At 71.2% G+C, this 18,249-nt stretch carries 11 protein-coding genes; 4 read left to right on the forward strand and 7 right to left on the reverse strand.

Annotation, left to right across the window (positions count from 1 at the left end):
• Positions 1 to 6: 6 nt before the first annotated feature.
• Positions 7 to 828, reverse strand: a complete 822-nt coding sequence (locus tag IEZ21_RS34915) for a putative hydro-lyase (RefSeq protein ID WP_189325825.1) — start codon at positions 826 to 828, stop codon at positions 7 to 9.
• Positions 825 to 2,144 (reverse strand): MFS transporter, encoded by a 1,320-nt coding sequence (locus IEZ21_RS34920; RefSeq protein WP_189325826.1) that lies wholly within the window; start codon positions 2,142 to 2,144, stop codon positions 825 to 827. The genes IEZ21_RS34915 and IEZ21_RS34920 overlap by 4 nt, the downstream gene beginning before the upstream one ends.
• Before the next feature lie 203 nt (positions 2,145 to 2,347).
• Here IEZ21_RS34920 and IEZ21_RS34925 point away from each other — a divergent pair, with 203 nt between their 5' ends.
• From IEZ21_RS34925 to IEZ21_RS34940, 4 genes are all read left to right on the forward strand, one after another.
• Positions 2,348 to 3,046, forward strand: a complete 699-nt coding sequence (locus tag IEZ21_RS34925) for a GntR family transcriptional regulator (protein WP_189325827.1) — start codon at positions 2,348 to 2,350, stop codon at positions 3,044 to 3,046.
• A 60-nt stretch (positions 3,047 to 3,106) separates the two neighbouring features.
• Positions 3,107 to 4,624, forward strand: a complete 1,518-nt coding sequence (locus IEZ21_RS34930; protein WP_189325828.1) for a hypothetical protein — start codon at positions 3,107 to 3,109, stop codon at positions 4,622 to 4,624.
• Between the two features lie 136 nt (positions 4,625 to 4,760).
• Positions 4,761 to 5,645 carry a hypothetical protein gene (locus IEZ21_RS34935; protein WP_189325829.1) on the forward strand — a complete coding sequence of 295 codons (885 nt, stop codon included), beginning with the start codon at positions 4,761 to 4,763 and terminating at the stop codon, positions 5,643 to 5,645.
• Between the two features lie 116 nt (positions 5,646 to 5,761).
• Complete coding sequence (locus tag IEZ21_RS34940) at positions 5,762 to 10,558, forward strand: hypothetical protein (RefSeq protein WP_189325830.1); 4,797 nt, start codon at positions 5,762 to 5,764, stop codon at positions 10,556 to 10,558.
• A gap of 28 nt (positions 10,559 to 10,586) precedes the next feature.
• On the opposite strand, the gene IEZ21_RS34945 is transcribed toward IEZ21_RS34940, so the two are convergent.
• From IEZ21_RS34945 to IEZ21_RS34965, 5 genes are all read right to left on the reverse strand, one after another.
• A complete protein-coding gene (locus tag IEZ21_RS34945; RefSeq protein WP_189325831.1) occupies positions 10,587 to 12,056 on the reverse strand; it encodes an aldehyde dehydrogenase family protein in 1,470 nt (489 codons plus the stop codon).
• A 202-nt stretch (positions 12,057 to 12,258) separates the two neighbouring features.
• Complete coding sequence (locus IEZ21_RS34950; RefSeq protein ID WP_246568449.1) at positions 12,259 to 13,221, reverse strand: ABC transporter substrate-binding protein; 963 nt, start codon at positions 13,219 to 13,221, stop codon at positions 12,259 to 12,261.
• A gap of 146 nt (positions 13,222 to 13,367) precedes the next feature.
• On the reverse strand, positions 13,368 to 15,491 hold the full coding sequence (locus IEZ21_RS34955) for an ABC transporter permease subunit (RefSeq protein ID WP_189325832.1): 2,124 nt from the start codon (positions 15,489 to 15,491) through the stop codon (positions 13,368 to 13,370).
• Positions 15,492 to 15,564: 73 nt separating this feature from the next.
• Positions 15,565 to 16,653, reverse strand: coding sequence for a quaternary amine ABC transporter ATP-binding protein (locus IEZ21_RS34960; RefSeq protein ID WP_189325833.1), 1,089 nt, complete (start codon positions 16,651 to 16,653; stop codon positions 15,565 to 15,567).
• Positions 16,653 to 18,200, reverse strand: coding sequence for a GMC family oxidoreductase (locus IEZ21_RS34965; RefSeq protein ID WP_189325834.1), 1,548 nt, complete (start codon positions 18,198 to 18,200; stop codon positions 16,653 to 16,655). The genes IEZ21_RS34960 and IEZ21_RS34965 overlap by 1 nt, the downstream gene beginning before the upstream one ends.
• Positions 18,201 to 18,249 lie beyond the last annotated feature (49 nt).

The following is an 18,249-nucleotide window of genomic DNA, read 5'->3' on the forward strand; positions in this document are numbered from 1 at the left end:
CTCCTGTCAGGCCACGCGGTACTGCTCGTCGCGGGCGTCGGTGATGAACATCTGGCCTGGTGCGTGAGTGATCGCGAACGGTGGGCGCGAGGCCATCACCGCGGCCTGCGGGGTGACGCCGCAGGCCCAGAACACCGGGATGTCGTCGGGACCGGCGTCCACGGGATCGCCGAAGTCGGGGCGCGTGAGGTCCTCGATGCCGAGTACGTCCGGGGCGCCGCAGTGGACCGGGCTGCCGTGCACCGCGGGCAGCAGACTGCTCTCCCGGATCGCCGCCGCCAGGTGCTCGGGCGGAACCGGGCGCATCGACACCACCATGGGGCCGTGCAGCCGCCCCGCCGGACGGCACTGACGGTTCGTCACGTACATGGAGACGTTGCGTCCCTGCTCGAGGTGGCGCAGCGGTACGCCGGCCTCGGCCAGCGCCCACTCGAAGGTGAAGCTGCACCCGATGAGGAACGACACGAGGTCGTCGCGCCAGTGGGCCAGCACGTCCGTGGGCTCCTCCACCAACTCGCCGTGCTCCCACACCCGGTAGCGCGGCAGATCGGTGCGCAGATCGGCGCCCGGGGCGAGGACGGTGGTCCAGGAGCCGGCGTCGGTGACGTCGAGGACCGGGCAGGGCTTCGGGTTGCGCTGGCAGAACAGCAGCATCTCGTACGCCCAGTCGGCGGGCACCGAGATCAGGTTCGCCTGGGTGTGGCCCGCCGCGCAGCCCGCGGTGGGGCCCGACACGCCCGAACGGAAGCGGGTGCGCGCCTCGTCGGGGCTCCACGAGTGCGCGTGCTCGTCGAGCACGTCCTGGTGCCGGAGTTGAGTGCGGTTCACAGGATCTCCTTCCCCCGCGTCTCGGGCAGCCCGAACAGGGCCAGCGCCGCGAGACCGTAACCGATCGCGCCGAAGACCAGCGCACCGCCGACCCCCCAGCTGTCGGCCAGGAACCCGACGCACGTCGGGAAGACGGCGCCCACGGCGCGGCCGGTGTTGTACGTGAAGCCCTGCCCCGTGCCGCGCACCGCCGTCGGGTACAGCTCGCTCAGGAACGAACCGAAGCCGCTGAAAATCGCCGACATACAGAAGCCGAGCGGGAAACCGAGCACAAGGAGAAGGGTGTTGGCGCCGGTGGGGATGTTCGCGTAGGCCAGGATGCAGATCGCCGAGAGCACCGCGAAGAGCCAGATGTTCCGCCTGCGGCCCAGCTTGTCGGTGAGATAACCACCGGTCAGATAGCCGAGGAAGGCTCCGCTGATCAGGAACGTGAGATAGCCGCCGGTGCCCACGACGGACAGTTCGCGCTCCGTCTTCAGGTACGTGGGCACCCAGGTGGCCAGTGTGTAGTAGCCGCCCTGGACACCGGTGGAGAGCAGGACCGCGAAGATCGTCGTCCGGAGCAGTCCGGGTGATTCGGCCGTGGCCGGCTTGAAGATGGCCGCGAACGAGCCCTTCTGGGGGCTCTCCTTGCGGCGTTCGGTCGCCTTGGGGGCGTCCTTCACGTGACGGCGGACCCAGATGACGAGCAGTGCGGGCAGTGCGCCGGTCCAGAACATCACCCGCCAGGCGATGTCGTCGTCCATGAACTGGAAGACCAGCGTGTAGACGAGCACGGCGAGTCCCCAGCCGACGGCCCAGGAACTCTGGATCGCGCCGAGCGTGCGCCCCCGGTGCTTCGGGCTCGCGTACTCGGCGACCAGGATCGCGCCGACCGCCCACTCGCCGCCGAAACCGAGCCCCTGAAGGGCACGGAACACCAGCAGGGTCTCGTAGTTGGGCGCGAAGCCGCAGGCCACGGTGAAGACCGCGTACGTGATCACCGTGATCATCAGGGCCTTGACGCGCCCGATCCTGTCCGCGAGCACACCCGCGATGGCACCGCCGATCGCGGAGACGACCAGCGTGACGGTCGTGAACAGCCCGGTCTGGCCGCTGTTGAGGCCGAAGTACGCAGCCAGGGCCACCATGCTCAGCGGCAGCGTGAAGTAGTCGTACGAGTCGAGGGCATAGCCGCCGAACGCGCCGCCGAAGGCGCGGCGGCCCCGCGGGCCCAGGGCCCGCAGCCAGGCGAACGCGCCCTCGTCGGTGGCGGATTCGCCCGAATCGGTGCGGGTCTCGGTGGTGAGGGCCTGCGGTGGAGGGGTCGTGCTCATGGTGCACCTCGCAGTTGAGGACGGAGGGTGCTTCAGGACTGATGAGCCGTGCCGTACGGAAGCGCTGAGGAACTGAACCGGCGTGCGGAAGCCGTCGGCGCCGGGACGAACGGCCGGCGCCTGTCCCAGCAAGGTAGAGGATCGTTGAACGATCCTTCAATACCTATGTTGTTTCGTTCTTGTATCTGCGATTGAATCCGGGTGTGGCCGAACTGAACGGACTGGCGGACGATCGCGCACTGTTGGGACGCACCAGCACCGCGGAGCGGGTCTCGGACATCCTCAGGAGCCGGATCGCCGAGGGGTTCTTCCCGCCCGGCACGCGGCTGTCCGAGGACAGCATCGGAGGCGCTCTCGGTGTCTCACGCAACACGCTGCGGGAGGCGTTCCGGCTGCTCACGCACGAACGGCTGCTGGTGCACGAGCTCAACCGTGGCGTGTTCGTACGGATCCCGACCGTCGAGGACGTCGAGGACATCTACCGCACCCGGAGCCTCGTGGAGTGCGCCGTCGTCCGCGGTCTCGGCAAGCCGCCGTACGCAGTGGACGGTCTCGCCCGAGCCGTCGCCGACGGGCAGCGGGCGACGGGCGAAAAGGACTGGAAAGCCCTGGGCACGTCCAACATCCGCTTCCACCGGGAGCTGGTGGCGCTCGCCGGAAGCGCCCGCACCGACGAACTGATGAGCGGGGTCCTCGCCGAACTCCGGCTCGCCTTCCACCTGGTGGACGACCCACGACGGCTGCACGAGCCGTACCTCGCCCGCAACGGCCAGATCCTGAAGGCCCTCCAGGACGGCGGCCGGGACGAGGCCGAGCAATTGCTCGCGGTCTACCTCGCCGATTCGCGCAGGCGGGTCGTGGAGGTCTATGGGCAACGGGTGGCGGAGCAGAAACCGAAGTGACGTGGGTGCCCTTCTGGGGCGTTCGGTGTGTTGTCAGACCCAGGACCTAGTCTTTGCATCGTGACTTCGCCTGCATCGACGGACAGTGTTCCGCCCCAGCTCAGCGCGGGGCCGCGGCCCGCCCCGGGCCCGGCCGCCGACGAAGGGCTGGCGCGGCGCCTGCGCGCGCTCGCCTGCACCGCACCCCTGCACGACCTCGATGTACGCAAGGCGAACCTCGCGGGTGAGTACTCCGTGTACGGGATGGCGGAGGTGGCCCTCGCCGCCATCGACCTCGTCACGCTGAACATGGACTTCGACACGGGCGCCGACCACGACCAGATCGTGGCCAGGCTCATCCCGCGCATCGCCGCGCAGGCCCCACGCCGCCCCGTCGCAGAGCACGAGCGGGTGGCCCGCTGGGTCCTGGAGAACCTGATCAACGTCGGCAGCGTCGACCGCGGCTTCCGTGCCGTGTACGGCACGTTCACGCCCGACGGCTCCTATGTGCGCCGCGACTACGACTTCAAGCTGATCGAGGAGGTGCCCGGCTACGGCGGGAGCGTGTATCTCCGTACGACGGACGAGGCGGTCAACGTCCTGGTGGGCGCCCTCGACACGGACGTCACCAGCGCGCAGATCGCCGCCGAGGTCAAGCTGGAGGTGCTGATCAGCCGCGGCAGGCTCGCCGACGCGCAGCTCGCCGCCGAGCAGGCCCGCTACCGGACCGTGCAGTACTCCGAGACGCTCCGCAGGACCCTGGACGCGACGCGGCGCAATGTCCGCGCGGTGGACTGGCTGCAGGCCGTGCCCGACATGATCACCGAGGCGCTCGACCACGTGGCCGACCGCTATCGCCACGAGAACGCGATCCTCACCAACATCCGCAAGGCCCGCGACGAGTCCGAGGACCCCGAGCACAAGCGCCGTGCCGCCGAGCTCGTCGACATCGTCAAGGACTGCATCCGCCGCCATACGCAGTTGCAGTCCCGCCTCCTGGAGGCCGGCCCGCTGTTCCGCGCCGAGCAGGACCGACAGGCCTTCGCCGCGCCCATGGCGACTTCGGGGATCGACCTGTACGGGCACCTTGTCGTGCCGGTGCTGCCCCTGCCCGTCGAGCAGGCCCTGCGCGTGACGGACGCGTTCTTCGCGCGCGGGACGGGCCTGCGTACTCCGGTGTCCGTACGGGTCGGAGACCTGGTCGACATCCTGCTGGCGCCGCCCATGGAGCGGGAGCATCTCGGAGCTCAGATGCCCGAGCCGGATCTGATCGCCACGCCGGACGACAGCCGGTTCAGCGAGGAGCAGTTGGCCGCGGCCATGGAGTTGCTGGACCTTCCGGCCGATGCGCCGCGGCGGTTGTCGGGGTTGCTGGCGGATGCGCGCCGCTCGGATCCCGAGTTGCCGTATCTGGTCGCGCTGTTGGCCGTGCACGCCGCCAGCCCGCCGGTGGGTACCGCCTATCGGCAGGGCGAGGAGAAGCTGCTGTTCTCGGTGGACGACGGGACCGAGTTGGACGATCCGGAGTTCGGCGGGGCGGATCTCATCGTGGGCATGGCGCTGTTGGACGCGGCGGCGCTCCGCTTGGAGGGCCGATGAACGGCGGGTCATTCTTTGGCTGCGGGCCGTCGGTGGCTTGTCGCGCCCGCGCGGCGGGGCCGCATGGTGTCACGCCCCGCGCCCCTGACCAAGTTGGTCTCGCCCGCGTTTGCCAGATTCCCGAGGAGTCCCAACCGTGACCGAGCACGTCGAGTGGAGTGAACCGGAGGCTGCCGGAGCGCTGGTGAGCAGTGCCGTCACCCCTGCCGACGCCGCCGACGCGGCGCGGCTCGTCGCCTTCGGGCTGCAGCCCAAACTGCAGCCCGCCCGCGACCAGGAGTACGCCGAGCTGCTGCGGCGGTATCGGGAGGACCCGGCGTTCGCCCGGCTCGCCGATGCTGTTGCCGCGGGGCTCGGGCTGGTCGTGCTGGAGGTGTCGCCGCGCGCGGGGATGGCGGTGACGGCAGCCGAGGACTCGGTGTTCGCCGTGCGCATGGGGGACTATGCGCGGCGGGCGTCCGCGGACGCCGGGGACCGGTTCCTGCACGGGCTGGCGCATCTCGCTGTCGCCGCGATGGCGTTTCCGCGGCCCGAGGACCTCGCCGACGACGGGTACATCGGGCGGGTTTCGGTCAACGGAGTGGACGCGTTCGTACGGCAGGCCTGCCGACGCCTGGAAGAGCGGGCCGAGGAGCAGGGCGAGATCACCGATCCGGCCACCGACGCGCCCGGCCTCGAGGCGGCCTGGCGGATCTGGGCCAGACGCAGCGCGACCGGGGCGACCAAGGACGCGCGCCGTCTTGCCGGTTCGACCACCGGCATCGTGGGCAAGGCCGTGGCGTTCCTCACCGACTCCGGGTTCCTGCAGCGCACCGGGGACGACGGCGGAGGCACGTACCGCACGACCGCCCGCTACCAGCTCCAGGTGCGCGACATGGCGGGCAGCGCCGCCATGGCCGAGCTGCTCGAGCTGGGCATCGTGCCGGTCACCGACGGCACCGCGACCCTGCTGCCCGCCGAGGACACCGACGACCTGGAGCTGGCGGCCGACGCCGGGCTGCCGTTCCACTCCAGACCATGACGCCGCCTCCCGACCTCGACGCCCCCTGACCTCGACCACCTCCGACTCCGACCACGCCCGACCCCGACCGAGCCCAACTCCCTTCCGAATACGTCCGATTACGAGAGTCCGCCGCCATGTACGAGCTGTCCCGGATCCGCCTCTACTCCATCGGGCCGGCCGGTGCGCGCTACGCCGACACCGTGCTGGACCTGCGGGGTGTCGGCGAGCCCGTGCCCGACCCCGCGCCCACCCAGGCGGAGTTCTTCGAGGAGGAGCCGGCCGGGCCGCCGCGCCGTCCCGCGCCCGCGGGCGTGCTCTTCCTGGAGAACGGCGGCGGCAAGTCCGTACTGCTCAAGCTGATCTTCTCGGTGATGCTGCCAGGACACCGGAACACGCTGGGCGGGGCCAGTTCGGGTGTGCTGCGGAAGTTCCTGCTCGCCGACGACTGCGGGCATGTCGCGCTGGAGTGGCAGCACACGCTGACCGGTGAGTGCGTCGTGGCCGGCAAGGTGAGCGAGTGGCGCGGGCGCCAGGTCTCCAACGATCCGCGGAAGTTCGCGGAAGCGTGGTACTCGTTCCGGCCCGGCCCCGGGCTGAGCCTGGACAATCTGCCGGTCGCCGAGGCCACGGCCGTACGGCCACATGTCGAGGGCGTGTCCGGGGCGCAGGGGCGACGCCGCACGATGAAGGGCTTCCGGGACGCGATCACAGAGGCGGGGAAGGCGTACCCGCACCTGGAGGTGCACTGGGAGGAGATCCACGACCGCTGGAACGAACACCTCGGGGATCTCGGTCTGGATCCCGAACTCTTCCGCTACCAGCGGGAGATGAACTCCGACGAGGGTGAGGCGGCCGGCCTCTTCGCGGTCAAGAAGGACTCCGACTTCACCGATCTGCTGCTGCGCGCGGTCACCGACACCCGGGACACCGACGGGCTCGCGGACCTGGTCGGCGGATTCGGCAACAAGCTGGGGCGGCGGGCCGAGCTGATCGCCGAGCGGGAGTTCACGGCGGGGTCCGTGGACCTGCTCGGGCGGATCGTGGAGGCGGCAGAGACACGTTCGCGCGCGCGGGACATCCACACGGCCGCCGAGCGGCGTACGCGCACGCTGGCCCGGCGGCTGACCGCGCGCGCCGTGCAGGAGCGGGTCCGGTCCGCCGAGCTCGCCCAGCGGGTCACTGCCGCCGCGCACACGGTCACCGAGGCCGAGGGCGCCCGTTCCAGGAGCGCGCTGATCGCGGCGGAACTCGCCTATCGGCACGCCTCGTTGGCGCTCGCCGGCGCCGAGAAGGCCGCGGCGGCGCAGAAGCGCGAGCTCGCCGACGCGCGCACGTTGCACTCCGCCTGGCAGGCCGCCGAGGCGGTGCTGCGCCACCGGGCCGCCGCGGACCGCTCCGCGCGCGTGGCCGTCGCGATCCGCGAGGCCGAGCGGGATGCCGCGCCCGCGCTCGCCGAGCTCGCCAAGGCCGCCGTCGACCTCGTCCGCGCGCTGCACTCCGCGGCCGAAGGGGCCGAGACGGTCGCCAACGAGGAGGAGGAGCGCTCCGCCGCACTCCAGGAGACCGGCGAGGCCGCCCACCGCGACTCGACGGCCGCCGCCACCGAGGCGCAGCGCGCCCGCAGCGAGGTCGGTCACCTGCGGCAGCGGCTCGGCGAGGTCGAGCAGGAGACCGCCGAGGCGGTACGCGCAGGCTGGCTCGACGACACCGCCCCCGACGCCGACCCCGCGCGCGCGGCCCTCGCGGCCAGCGACGCCGAGAAGACCGCCGTCGCCGCCTGGGACACCGCACGCGAGGCGTCCCGCCGCGCCTCGGAACACGCTCGCGAGGCCGCCGCCACCGAGTCCCGCGCCGAACTCACGGCGGCCCGCGCGTCGGACGCCGCGACGGCCGCCGAGCGCGCCTACGACGCGGAGCGGACCACCGCCGAAGCCCTGGCGGGCGAGGAACGGCTGGCGGAACTGCTGAGCCTGCCGAACGCCTCCGGCGGGCGACGTGGCGGGGTGCCGTCACCCCGAGCGGGGGCGGATGGCTCTGGCGGGAACGCGGGGGGCGTACACGGTGACGTGACGGGCGTTCCTGGCGAGGGCCAGGGTGTGACCGCTGTCCAACCGATGCCTGAAGGCCCCCTCACCGCCGAGGAGTTGGACCGTTACGCCGACGAGTTGCGGGAGTTGCTCGACGACGGCGTCGCCTCCGCCGAGCGGCAGCTCTTCGAGTTGCGGACAGTGGCGGCCGACGACGCGCGGATTCTTGGCGCCCTCGGTGACGGCGGGCTGCTGCCACCGGGGCCGGACGTCATGGCCGCTGTGGAGTACCTGGGCGAGCGCGGCATCCCCGCGCTCCCCGGCTGGCGCTATCTCGCGCAGGCCGTCGACCCCGTCGACCACGCGCGCGTGCTGACCGCCCGGCCCGAGCTGGTGGACGGCGTCATCATCACGGATCCGGAAACCCACGCGCGCGCCCGCGAAGCCCTCGCCGATGCCGCGCTGCTGCCCCGGTCCGCCGTGGCCGTCGGTACGGCTGCCGCGCTGCTCGCCCCGACGCCGGCCCACGACGCGGGCGACGGCGGCCGCAGCGACGTGTTCCTCGTACCGCCGAACCCGGCCATGCACGACGAGCACGCCGCCGACGAGGAGCGGCAGGCGCTGCGCACACGCGCGAGTGAACGGGACGAGGAGATCCGGGAGTTGGCGGCCCGGCTGGCCAAGGACCGCGAGCTGGCGGCGCGCCTCGCCTCCTGGCGTACCGGGTGTCCGGCGGGACGGCTCGCCGAACTCGCCGCGGCGGCCCGCGATGCGCGCGCGTTCGCCGAGGAGGCCGAAGCCGGACTCGCCGAGGCGCGTACCGTGCGGGCCGAGGCCGACGAGGCCGCGTCCGACGCGGCCCGGGTACGGGACGAACGCCAGGACGCCGCGCAGCGGGCCCGACGGGCCGCCGACGCGCTCGCCGGACTCGCCTTCCGGCTGCGCGAACGGGCCGGCTGGCAGGCCAGACTGCGCGAACTCGCCGACGAGGCGGCCGAATCGGAGGCCCGCGCCCAGACCTGCCTGGAGCGAGCCCGCGCCGCCGACGAGGACCGGCGCGCCGCCCAGCGCACCGCCGACGACGCCCGCCGCACGGCCCGCACCCTGCGCGCCGAGCGCGCGGAGATCGCAGGCGTCCCCGACGACGTACCGGACGATGGAGCGGCAGAGGGCGAGGGCGCTCCCAAGGCAGGCACAACAGGAGACACAACAGGAGAAAAACCGGGCGGCAAGGCCTCCGGCCACGTCCACCCCAAGCCTTCCCTCCCCGCCCTCCGCGAGGCCTACCGCGCCGCGTCGCAGCTCTACGAGAAGGTCGGGGTCGGTGCCGATCTGCGGGCCGAGCAGGCGCGGGCCGAGAGCGACGAGAGTGCCGCGCTCGCCGAGCTGGACCGGCTCAGCAACAAGGTGCGTACGCGCGCGGCGCAGCTTCTTCAGTCCCCGGACGGTTCCGACGGGCCGTCCCGGCAGGCCGCCGTCGCCCGGGCCGAGGGGCTCGTCCAGCTGCTGGAGACCCGTATGTCGACCGCGAGCGAGCAGCTCGGTCGGCTGCGCGGCGAGGCCGAGCGGCACGCCCCCGAGGACGGCGAGGCCCACACCGAGCTGCCCGAGGAGCTTCTCCCGCGCGACGCCGAGCACGCGCAGAGCCTGCTGCGTACCGCCACGGCCGAACTAGCCTCCCGTACCGAGGCATTGAGCCAGGCACGTGAGGCTCACGCCGAACTGCTCGACGCCCACCGAGCCGCCGAGGACGCGGCCGGCGGCTTCGACGAGACGGCCGCCCTGCTGCGGGACCTCCTGCGCGAGCACGCCACGGACGAGGAGCGGGAGGAGCCCGAGCCGTACCCCGGCACTCTGGAAGAGGCCCGGCAGTCCGCCGCGGAGACCCGCCGCTCCTTGCGGGGCTGCGCCGCCGACCTCTCCGCCGCCGAGGCCGCCGTACGAGAGGCGAGCGACGTCCTCGTACGGCATGCCAACTCGACGCGTTACGAACAGGTCCGCACCCCCGCCCGGCAGCAGATCCGCGAGCTGCCCGCCTCCGCGCTGCCCGAGCACGCCCAGAAGTGGGCGGACGCCTTCGCACCCCGGCTCCGGGTCCTCACCGACGAGTTGGCGCAGCTGGAGCGCAACCGGGACTCGATCGTCGACCGGCTGCGAGGACTCGTGGAGTCGGCGCTGGCGACCTTGAGGTCCGCCCAGCGGCTGTCCCGTCTCCCCGAAGGGCTCGGCGAGTGGTCCGGGCAGGAGTTCCTGCGCATCCGCTTCGAGGAACCCGACCAGGCCACGCTCACCGAACGGCTCGGCGAGGTCATCGACGAGGCGACCCGAGCGGCCGTCAAGAAGAACTCCGACCTGCGCCGCGACGGCATGACGCTGCTCCTGCGCGGTGTCGGCGCGGCACTCCAGCCGAAGGGCGTCGCCGTCGAGATCCTCAAGCCGGACGCCGTACTGCGCGCCGAGCGAGTCCCCGTCGGGCAGATGGGCGACGTGTTCTCCGGCGGCCAGCTGCTCACCGCTGCCATCGCCCTGTACTGCACGATGGCCGCACTCCGCTCGAACGACCGGGGCCGCGACAAACAACGGCACGCGGGCACACTGTTCCTCGACAACCCCATCGGGCGGGCCAACGCGACGTATCTGCTGGAACTGCAGAGGGCGGTCTCGGACGCGCTGGGCGTCCAACTCCTCTACACCACGGGTCTGTTCGACACGACAGCGCTGGCGGAGTTCCCCCTGGTCATCCGTCTCCGCAACGACGCCGATCTCCGAGCCGGCCTGAAGTACATCAGCGTGGAGGAACACCTCCGGCCGGGGCTGCCGCAGCAGACCCCGGCCGGAGAGGGCGAATCGGTACACAGCGAGATCACGGCGACCCGCATGTTCAAGCGCCCGGCCGTGACCTGAGCGCCTGGCCACGGCTGACCTCAGGGCGTCAGGAGAACCAGCCCTGAGGCGCCGGGCTGGTGTTGCGCCAGATGTGCTTGGGCTCCTGGTACTCCGCCAGACCCGTCGGACCGAGTTCGCGGCCGAAGCCGGACTGCTTGAAGCCGCCCCACTCCGCCTGCGGAACGTACGGGTGGTAGTCATTGATCCAGACCGTGCCGATGCGCAGCCGGGACACCACGCGCTGCGCGCGCTCCTGGTCGGAGGTCCAGACGGCGCCGGCGAGGCCGTAGATCGTGTCGTTCGCGAGGCGGACCGCGTCGTCCTCGTCGGTGAACCGCTCCACGGTGAGGACCGGGCCGAAGGACTCCTCTCGCACCACGGACATGCCGGCGCCGCACTCGTCGAGCACGGTGGGGAGGTAGAAGTAGCCGTCCGCCAGAGCCGGGTCGCCGCTGGGGCGGGCGCCGCCGCAGCGCAGCACCGCTCCCTCCGCGAGCCCCGCCGCGACATACGCCTCGACCTTGGCGAGATGTTGCGCGGAGATCAGCGGGCCGGTCTGCGCCTGCTCGTCGAACGGACCGCCCAGCCGGATCAGTCGGGCCCGGCGCACCACCTCGTCGACGAACCGGTCGTGCAGTGAGTCCTCGACCAGCAGCCGGGCGCCCGCCGAGCAGACCTGCCCGGAGTGCAGGAACACGGCGGTGAGCGCCATGTCGACGGCGGTCTCGAAGTCGGCATCGGCGAAGACGATGTTGGGGTTCTTGCCGCCGAGTTCGAGGGCGACCTTCTTGACGGTGCCCGCTGCCGTGGCCATCAGACGGCGACCGGTCTGCAGACCGCCGGTGAAGGAGACCATGTCGACGTCGGGGTGGTCGGCCAGCGGGGCGCCCGCCTCGGGGCCCGAGCCCAGGATCAGGTTGGCGACTCCCGCCGGGAGCCCGGCCTCCGAGAGCAGCCGCATCAGATGGATCGCCGAGTGCGGGGTGAGCTCGCTGGGCTTGAGGACGAAGGTGTTTCCGGCGGCCAGGGCCGGGGCGACCTTCCAGGCCGTCTGGAGAAGGGGGTAGTTCCAGGGGGTGATCAGCGCACAGACGCCGACCGGTTCGTACACCACCCGGCTCTCGGCATCCGGGTTGCCGGTGTCGACGACGCGGTCGCCGACCTGCGCCGCAAGGTGGCCGAAGTAGCGGAAGCAGTTGGCGATGTCGTCCATGTCATACTCGCTCTCGACCAGCCGCTTGCCGGTGTCGAGGGATTCGGCGCGGGCCAGCAGCGCCTTGTCGCGTACGAGGAGATCGGCGACGCGCAGCAGCAGGTCGCCGCGCTCGGCGGCCGGGGTGCCCGGCCAGGACCCCTCGTCGAAGGCGTGCCGGGCGGCGGCGATCGCCAGGGCGGTGTCCTTGCCCCCCGCCTCGTCGACGACCGCGACCGGACTGCCGTCGGCGGGACAGCGGATCTCACGGGTCCCCTCGTCGAGAGCGGCGGTCCAGGCACCGCCGATGAACAGGTCCGGCATGGTCGATTCCTTCGGTTGCTTCCAGGCCCGACGGGACTCGGCGGGGCTGTGCGGGCACGGTCCGCGTGCCCCCGCCGGCCGCCGTGCGGGACGGGGCGGCGGGGCACGCGATCACAGCCGTCAACTCACGCCGCGGCTCATGACGTCACGCGATGGCTCAGGTCAGCCGGGCGTGTGGTTACGGGAGCCGGGCGGCCTGTGACTACGGCAGCCAGGCCTTGACGACGTCCGGGTTGGCGTCCACCCACTTCTTCGCGGCCGCCTCCGGGGACATCTTCTCCTGGGCGATCATCTTGGCGACCTCGTTCTGCTGCTCCGCGGTCCACTTGAAGTTCTTGAGGAACGTGGCCGCCTTCCCGCCGTCCTTGGCGAAGTCGGCGTTGAGGAACTTCTGCAGCGGGGTGTTGGGGTAGGCGCAGGCGACCTTCTTCGGGTCGGCGTCGCAGCCCTCCTTGTACTCCGGCAGCTTCACCTCGACCATCTCCACCTCGGCGTTGAGCCACTGCGGGGTCCACCAGTAGGTGAGGAAGGGCTTCTTGGCCTTGGCGTTCTGCTGGATCTGGGTGATCTGGGCGGCTTCGGAGCCCGCGTAGACCGTCTTGAGGTTCAGATTCAGGTTCTTGATGATGGCGTCGTCGAAAGTGACGTAGTCCGGGGAGCCTTCGAGCAGCTGGCCCTTGCCGCCGCTCTCCGAGGTCTTGAGCTCGTCGACGTACTTGCTGAGGTTCTTGTAGTCAGTGACGTCGGGGTTCGCGTCGGCCCAGTACTTGGGGACGAACCAGCCGATGTGGCCGGTGACCCCGAGATCGCCCGCCTTCACGACGGTCTTCTTGTCCTCGACGTACTGCTTCTCCTGCTCGGGGTGGCCCCAGTCCTCCAGGACGGCGTCGATCGTGCCCTTGCTGAGCGCGTCCCAGGCGATGACCTCGCCCATCTGCTTGGTGTTGACCTTGTAGTCGAGCTCGGTCTCCAGCACGTACTGGGCGACTGCCGTGTTGGCCTCCGCGCCCACCCAGGAGGGCTTGGTGAGGGTGATCGTGTCGGTGCTGCCCGCGGAGGCGGACTTGCCGGTGTCGGCAGCGCCGCAGCCGGCGACGGCGGTCAGGCCGAGGCCGGCGGCGACGGCGAGGGCGGAACGGAATATGCGGCGTTGTCTGGTCTGCACGATGAATTCTTCCTTAGCTTGCTCAAGAGCCTGCTCAAGCCCGGTTGCGGTTGCCCCGCGCGGGCCTGCTTGCCTGTGCGTGGTCAGTGGTGAACTTGCGTGTTCTGAAGGGGAGTCGACCGGCTCGGGCGACCGTGACTGGCGTGCTAGCCGTCCTTCCTCCGCGCCGGTGCGGGCTGGGTCACCCGGTCCAGTACCAGACCGAGACAGACGATCGCCGCGCCCGCCACCAGGCCGACGCCGAGGTCGCCGCGGGACAGGCCGTACACGACGTCGTAGCCGAGGGCCCCGCCGCCGACCAGGCCGCCGACGATGACGACGGCCAGCACCAGCACCACACCCTGGTTGACGGCCAGCAGCAGTGCCGGCCTGGCCAACGGCAACTGGACCTGGCGCAGTTGCTGCATACCGGTGGCCCCCAGCGAACGGGCGGCCTCCAGAGCGGCCGGGTCGGTCTGCTTCAGACCCTGGGTGGTGATGCGGACCACGGCGGGCAGGGCGTACGCGACGGCCGCGGTGATCGCGGCGGCACGCCCCACTCCGAACAGCGCGACGACCGGGATGAGGTACACGAACTGCGGCAGGGTCTGCAGGACGTCCAGCACCGGCCGCAGCGTGCGCTCCACCCAGGAGACGCGGGCGGCGAGGATGCCGATGAGGACGCCCAGCACCAGGGTGAGCGCCACGGCGCCCAGGACCTGTGACAGCGTGTCCAGAGTTTTCGACCAGACACCGAGGACACCGGTGGCCGCCAGCGCCGCTGCCGCGCCGAGCGCGGTGCGCCAGGTGCCGGCCAGCAGCGCCAAGCCCGCGACCAGCAGGAGCAGCGACCACCACGGGGCGCCCTGGAGGACGTCACGGAGCGGGTTGAGCACCCAGGAGGTGAAGTTGGACGCCCAGACCTCGGTGCCGCCGAGGACGGGAACCCCGGCGTGGACGTGGTTGACCATCCAGTCCTGGATGTCGTTGACGGGGCCTGAGATGTCGAACGTCCACGCGTCGGGCCAGGTCGCCGCACCGGCGAGCTTGCCCGCCACGAGGGCCGCCACGATACCGAGGACAGTGGCCACGGTGCTCACGGCGACCGTGATCCACCGGATCCGACCTGCGTACAGCAGCCGGGAGCCGAGGCGTAGCGGACGAGGGCCGAAGTACACCGGCACGCGCACCGCACGGGGCCCGTCGGCGGCAGGCGGCGCGCCGAGCAGCTCACCCGCGGCCTCGGTCGTGCGGTCCAGCCATACGGCGATCAGCACGATCGGGATGCCCGCGGCGAGTGCCGCTCCGACGTCGACGGTGGACAGCGCGGAGTACACCTCGTCGCCGAGACCGCCGGCCCCGATCACCGAGGCGATGACCACCATGGACAGGGCCATCATGATCGTCTGGTTGAGGCCGAGCAGCAGTTCCTTGCGGGCCAGCGGCAGCCTGGCCGTGCGCAGCCGCTGCCAGCCGCTCGCACCCAGCGAGGCCGAGGCCTCGAGCACGGCCGGGTCGGCACCCCGCAGACCCAGCGCGGTGAGCCGCGTCATGGGGGGCGCCGCGTAGATCACGGTGGCGAGCAGGGCGGCGGGCGAGCCGGTGCCGAAGATCAGCACGAAGGGGAGCAGGTACGCGAAGGCCGGGAGCACCTGCATGGTGTCCAGCACGGGGCGCAGGGCCCGGTCGACCCGGTCGGAGAGGCCGGCCGCCAGGCCGAGCAGGAAGCCGACCAGTGCGGAGACGGCGACCGCGACGATCATGAGGGCCAGCGTGAGCATCGCCGGGTCCCACATGCCGAGCAGACCGCAGCCGGCGAAGGCGCCGAGTGCGATCGCGGCGACCTTGAGCCCGGCCCGGCCCGCTCCGCCGGCCCGCCAGGCGAGCAGTACACCGGCGGCGGTGACACCCGTCCAGCCCAGGAAGTCCAGCAGTTGGTAGACGCCGTCCACAGCGTCCACCGAGGTGTTGCTGATGTGCAGCAGGAAGTAGAGGAAGACCGGGCTGGTGTCGCGGTTGTCGACGATCCACTTGCTGAAGTCGTCGAGCGGTCCCGAGATGTCCACACCCAGTGCGCCGGGCCAGCTGTCACTGCCCCACAGCACGGCGGCGACAGGCACTAGCACCATCGCGAGGGCGGCGAGGCCGGTCAGCCGGCGGCTTGCGGGACGCATGACGGACAGCCGGGCCCGCAGCCTGGCCAGGGCGCCGGCGGTTTCGGGGCCGCCCGGCGGGGAGCCGACCTTCTCCGGGTTCGGGCTGTCCGGCTTGGTGGGGATCGTGGTACTCATCGGCCGCTCACCGCCGCGTTCCGGCGATCTCTGCCGGAGTGGGCGCCGCGATCCGTCGTACCGGTATGCGCGCTCATGCGGCCGCACCCGCCTTCGGCGAGGCGGTGTCGAGGCCCGCCACGACGGCGAGCAGGGCCTCGTGGTCGACGATGCCGAGCAGCTTGCCGTCGTCCATGACCCGCGCCGGCGCGCCGTCGCGGGCAACGGCCTCGATGGCGGTGGCGACCGTGGACAGTGGGGTGACCTCGGGGCCGACGCCCGCCTCGCCGTCCCGCGCCGGGCGCATGGCGGTGCGGGCCGTGATGACCTGCTCACGGGGTACGTCGCGAACGAAGTCCCGTACGTAGTCGTCGGCCGGGGCGGCGACGATCTCCTCCGGGGAGCCGCACTGCACGATCGCCCCGTCGCGCATGAGCGCGATCCGGTCGCCGAGCCTGAGCGCCTCGTTCAGGTCGTGCGTGATGAAGATCATCGTGCGGCCCTCCTCGCGGTGGAGCCGGATGACCTCCTCCTGCATGTCACGGCGGATCAGCGGGTCGAGCGCGCTGAACGGCTCGTCGAACAGCAGGACTTCGGGGTCGACGGCCAGTGCCCGCGCGAGCCCGACACGCTGCTGCTGGCCGCCGGACAGCTGGGTGGGACGGCGGTGCTCCATGCCTTCGAGGCCGACCTTGGCGATCACCTTCATGGCCTGAGCGCGGCGTTCGAGCCGGTCCACGCCCTGGATCTCGAGTCCGTAGGCGACGTTGTCGAGCACCGAGCGGTGCGGCAACAGCCCGAAGTGCTGGAAGACCATGGCCGCCCGGTGCCTGCGCAGCTCACGCAGACGGGCCTTGTCCATGGCGAGGACGTCCTCACCGTCGATCTCCAGCACGCCGGAGGTGGGTTCGATCAGCCGGGTCAGACAGCGCACGAGGGTGGACTTGCCGGAGCCGGACAGGCCCATGACCACGAACACCTCGCCCTGCCGTACGTCGAAACTCACGTCGCGCACGGCGACCGTGCAGCCCGTGCGGCGGCGCAGTTCGTCGGCCGGCAGCTCTGCGAGTTCCCCGTTGGGTATGCGCTCGGCCTTCGGCCCGAAGACCTTCCACAGATTGCGTACGGAGAAAACGGAGGCGGTGTCCTGCACCGTCTCCTCTTTCGTCATGGACGTGGACATCAGGCATCGTCTCCGGGGGAGGTGGTCCGGGTGAGCAGGTCGGCGCATTTCTCGCCGACCATGAAGACCCCGATCATCGGGTTGACGGCAGGGATGGTCGGGAAGACGGAGGCGTCGGCGATGCGCAGACCGCCCAGTCCGCGCACCGTCAGATCGGGACCGACCACGGCGAGCGGGTCGTCGACGGCTCCGATGCGGCAGGTTCCGGCGGGGTGATAAACGGTGTGCGCCACCTTGCGGGCGTACTCGCCGAGTTCCTCGTCACCGGTGAGCTCCGGACCCGGGCACACCTCCCGCTTCAGCCAGGCGGCGAGCGGTTCGGTCCTGGCGATCTCGCGGGCGATGCGGATGCCGTCCACCAGGGTGCGTCCGTCGTAGTCGTCCTCGTCGGTGAAGTACCGGAAGTCGAGGGCGGGTTTGACGGCCGGGTCGGCACTGGTGAGGTAAAGACGGCCGCGGCTTTTCGGCTTGGGGATGTTGGGCGTCATCGACACTCCGTAGCGCGGTTTCTCGTAGCCGAGGCGCTCGGGGTTGTCGGTGAAGGGTATTTGGTAGAAGTGGAACATCAGGTCCGGGCCCTTGGCGGCCGGGTCCCGGCGTACGAACAGACCCGCGTCGGAGTCCATCGCGGAGTTGTCGGGTATGGGGCCGTGGGTCTCCCACACGATCACCGACTCCGGATGGTCGAGAAGGTTCTCGCCGACTCCGGGCAGATCGAGGACGACGGGGATGCCGAGTGTCTCCAGGTCCTGCTTTGGCCCGATGCCGGAGAGCATCAGCAGCCTCGGGGTGTCCACCGCGCCCGCGCAGACGATGACTTCACGGGCCGCGGTGACGGTCGTCTCCGTACCGTCCTTGGCCCGGACGCGAACACCCGTGGCCCGTCCGTCGGCCGTCTCCAGACGCAGCGCCCAGGTCTCCAGCAGCAGATGGAGGTTGGGGCGGTCCAGGAAGGGGTGCAGATACGCGACCGAGGCGGAGGACCGCTTGTTGTTCTCCGGGTGGTACGCGAGGTCGAAGAAGCCGACTCCCTCATGAAAGGGCTGTTCGTTGAAGCCCTCCACGCGCGGCACACCCACGGCCTCCTGCGCGGCCTCGACGAAGTCGCGGGCGATCGCGTTGCGGTCCTTCTCGTCCACCGGAACGATGTTGTTCAGCAGCCGGTCGTAGTACGGGTCCATGGACGCCGCGTCCCAGCCTTCGGCGCCCGCCTCCGCCCATTCGTCCCAGTCGGACGGCAGCGGTTTGAAGCTGATCAGGGTGTTGTGGGACGAGCAGCCGCCGAGCACCCGGGCACGACTGTGGCGGATGTGGGAGTTCCCCCGCGGCTGCGGTGTCGTCGGGTAGTCGTAGTCGAGGTCGCTGCCGAGCAGGCCCAGCCAGCGCCGCAGTGTCAGCACCTCCGGCAGGTCCACGTCGGACGGACCGCCCTCGATCACGGCGACGCGGACCGCGGGGTCCTCGGTGAGGCGGGAGGCGATGACAGAACCCGCGGTACCTCCGCCGACGACCACATAGTCGTAGTCGTCTGTCTCCTGCTGGGCCATATTCGGTTCTTGCTCCTTGTCGTGCGTGCCGGGACGTACCCGGCCCGAT

The sequence above is a fragment of the Streptomyces flaveus genome (assembly GCF_014647675.1).
In the GTDB taxonomy this organism is placed as follows: Bacteria; Actinomycetota; Actinomycetes; order Streptomycetales; family Streptomycetaceae; genus Streptomyces; species Streptomyces flaveus.

What these genes read in the sequence shown, in the direction of transcription:
- IEZ21_RS34920 (WP_189325826.1), bottom strand. Translation starts at nt 2,144, where the DNA reads ATGAGCACGACCCCTCCACCGCAGGCCCTCACCACCGAGACCCGCACC.
- IEZ21_RS34940 (WP_189325830.1), top strand. Translation starts at nt 5,762, where the DNA reads ATGTACGAGCTGTCCCGGATCCGCCTCTACTCCATCGGGCCGGCCGGT.
- IEZ21_RS34945 (WP_189325831.1), bottom strand. Translation starts at nt 12,056, where the DNA reads ATGCCGGACCTGTTCATCGGCGGTGCCTGGACCGCCGCTCTCGACGAG.
- IEZ21_RS34955 (WP_189325832.1), bottom strand. Translation starts at nt 15,491, where the DNA reads ATGAGTACCACGATCCCCACCAAGCCGGACAGCCCGAACCCGGAGAAG.
- IEZ21_RS34960 (WP_189325833.1), bottom strand. Translation starts at nt 16,653, where the DNA reads ATGTCCACGTCCATGACGAAAGAGGAGACGGTGCAGGACACCGCCTCC.
- IEZ21_RS34965 (WP_189325834.1), bottom strand. Translation starts at nt 18,200, where the DNA reads ATGGCCCAGCAGGAGACAGACGACTACGACTATGTGGTCGTCGGCGGA.